Genomic DNA, 2,451 nt, shown 5'->3' with positions numbered 1-2,451 from the left:
TCGCGGCGCGGAACCGCTCGCCGACGCGCTCCGGCGAGGCCTCCGCCTCGAGCGCGGCGGCACGGGCGCCGGCCGAGGCCCGGCGCGCCCGCGCGGCGTGCGTGGTCCTCGGCGCGAGGCGCGCGAGGATCGCGTCCGTCACCTCGTCGGCCAGCGCCGCGAGCGGCCGCCCCTCGTTGGACGCCACGATCCAGCGCGCCGGGTCGTGCTCGGCCTCCGCCCGGAGGTGCCGCCGGACGCGCACCTGCAGGCCAGCGCCGGCGAGACCCTTCCGCGACTCGGCGTCGCCGTCGCGGCCCTCGAGGATCTTGCCGATGCGCTTGCGGAGCCGCGCCAGGTCCGGATCGACGTCGACGAGCACGACGAGATCCGGCCACGTGCCGCCCGCGCCGACGCGCACCGCCGCCTCGACCTCGTCCCGCGGCAGCCCACGCCCCGCCGCGGAGAGCGCGACGAGCGAGTGGAGGCTGCGGTCGGCGACGACGAGCCGGCCGTCCGCGAGCGCGGGCCGCACGATCTCGTCGAGCTGCTGCGTCTCCCGCGCGAGGTTCAGGAAGAGCTCGGTCCGGGCCGACATCTCGAGCAGGCGCGCGTCCCGCGTCAGCTCGCGGACGCGCCGCGCCACGCCGGACGCGAGCACCCCCTTCTCGCGCGCGTGCAGGACCTCGTGACCGGCCGCCCGCAGCCGTTCGCAGACCAGGTTCGAGAGGGTGGTCTTGCCGCTGCCGTCGATGCCTTCGAAAGAGACGAACACCCGTCATGCCCCCGTGGAGCGGTCGTCGGCGCCGCGCCCGATCGCCGCCGCGAACTTCGAGTAGGTCGTGCCGCGCGCCCGGCCGAGGTGAGCGAGCCACCGCGGCAGCCCCTCCGGCCCGAACTTCAGCTCGACCACGACGCGCGGCTCGGCCCCGAACGCGGGTCCGAGGGTGCCGTGCCAGGGCGGGGCCTCCGCCGAGAAGAGCGACCAGCTCGCCGCGTGGAACGTGAGGGCGTCGTCGAGCGTCACCCGCCAGTGCGCGGTGGCCTGGTACACGCGGCGCCGGTACGACGTCGCGACCACGGGCGAGAGCGCCCCGAACGCGGAGGCGAGCGAGCGGGCGACCACCCTGCGCACCTCGCCGCGGGGGAGCCAGATCCGCTCCTTGCTCGTGATCCCGGCGCGCTCCCGCTTCACCTCGAGCACCACGCGCCCGGGGGCGTCGCTCCGATCGGGCGCGTACGCCTTGGCGCGGACCTTCACGCAGTCGTCCGGGGAGGCCGCGGCGCGCAGCGCGAGCGTCCCGCGCGGCGAGTCGAAGTAGACCGACACGACGCGGCTCTCCAGCGGGGCGACGTACCGCGCGAGCGCGCCGGCGACCGACTCGGCCTCGTCCGGGTCGAGCAGGAGCTTGACCTCCCTGCGAAGGTTCGTGATGCCGGTCTCGGCGAACGCCTGGTTGATCATCGGGTCCTCAGAACCTCGTGGCGATCTGCATCGCCAGCGCGTTCCCGGGCACCTCGTCGCCGGGACGGCGCGCGCGCTCTCCCTGAACCTTCACCTTGAGTCCCTCGGTCCACGCCAGCACCGCCCCTGCGATGGCGGAGTACCCGACCCCGCGGGTCGTCCCGCGCAGCTCGAGCACCTCCGCGCCCGCGACGGGGGTCACCCGCAGCCGCCTCGCCTCCCCGAGCTTGAAGGTCCAGCCGACGAGCGCGGTCCCCGCCGTGAAGGCGCCGGCGTCGAGCTTCCCGCCGAAGCCCTCGACGCTCGCGTCGAGCGGCCCGCCGGAGAGCTGCGCGTACGCGCTCGCGGCCTGGCGCACCGGCACGAGCGGATCGCTCGAGCCTGCGCGGTACGCGGTCACGCCCAGCTCGAGGGGCTTCCAGGGGCGCGCGGACGCGCGACCGGCGAGGTCCTGCGCGCGGTTCTCCCCGCCGAACGCGCTCCGCTCGCCGGCGAACACCCCGCCGGCGAGCTCGACCCGGCCGCGCCAGGGGCGGATCCCGGCGGTCGCGCCGAGCCGGCGACCTCCGAGCTCGTTGTCCTTCACGAGGTAGCCGTTCACGAGGCCGCGATCGACGAGCGGCAGCTTCCAGCTCGACTCGAGCTGCCTGGCCGAGAACGGCGCCTTGAAGCGCCCGGCCTGCAGGCGCGTCGAGAACGGTCCGTCGAGGCGCGCGTACGCGTCCTTGATGGGCGTCTTCGACGCGACGTCCGCCTCGAGCACCGTGAGCACGCCGGGCAGGCGCGCCTCGATGCCGATGCGGGCGGAGGACATGTCGAGCCGGCGCGTCCAGTCGTCGCGCTCGTCGGCCGCGACGCCCATGTAGAGCCGCCCGTGCACCTCGACGTCGAGCGGCACCGTGATGCGCGTCCCCCGCGCCGGCTCGGCGGGAGTCTGGGCGGGAGGCGGCGCGGCCGCGGGCGGCGTCGGCGGCGAGCGCGGCACGCTCGCGAGCGGCACCGGCCTC

At 76.1% G+C, this 2,451-nt stretch carries 3 protein-coding genes; all 3 read right to left on the bottom strand.

All coding sequences use genetic code 11. From position 1 onward, the window contains the following. Nucleotides 1-754, bottom strand: a 754-nt coding sequence (gene tmk / locus MNZ39_RS23870) for a dTMP kinase (RefSeq protein ID WP_242341575.1), incomplete at its 3' end; no start/stop codon positions are given. A gap of 3 nt (nt 755-757) precedes the next feature. Next, entirely contained in the window at nt 758-1,444 is a 687-nt protein-coding gene (locus MNZ39_RS23865) for a VTC domain-containing protein (RefSeq protein ID WP_242341574.1), read from the bottom strand. A gap of 7 nt (nt 1,445-1,451) precedes the next feature. Beyond that, on the bottom strand, nt 1,452-2,451 hold a 1,000-nt coding region (locus tag MNZ39_RS23860), incomplete at its 5' end, for a porin (protein ID WP_242341573.1).

This window comes from Anaeromyxobacter sp. SG66, from assembly GCF_022690805.1.
GTDB lineage: Bacteria > Myxococcota > Myxococcia > Myxococcales > Anaeromyxobacteraceae > Anaeromyxobacter > Anaeromyxobacter soli.
Note: the sequence above shows the minus strand (reverse complement) of the source record. Positions and strands in the feature narration are given on the sequence as shown.

What these genes read in the sequence shown, in the direction of transcription:
- MNZ39_RS23865 (WP_242341574.1), bottom strand. Translation starts at nt 1,444, where the DNA reads ATGATCAACCAGGCGTTCGCCGAGACCGGCATCACGAACCTTCGCAGG.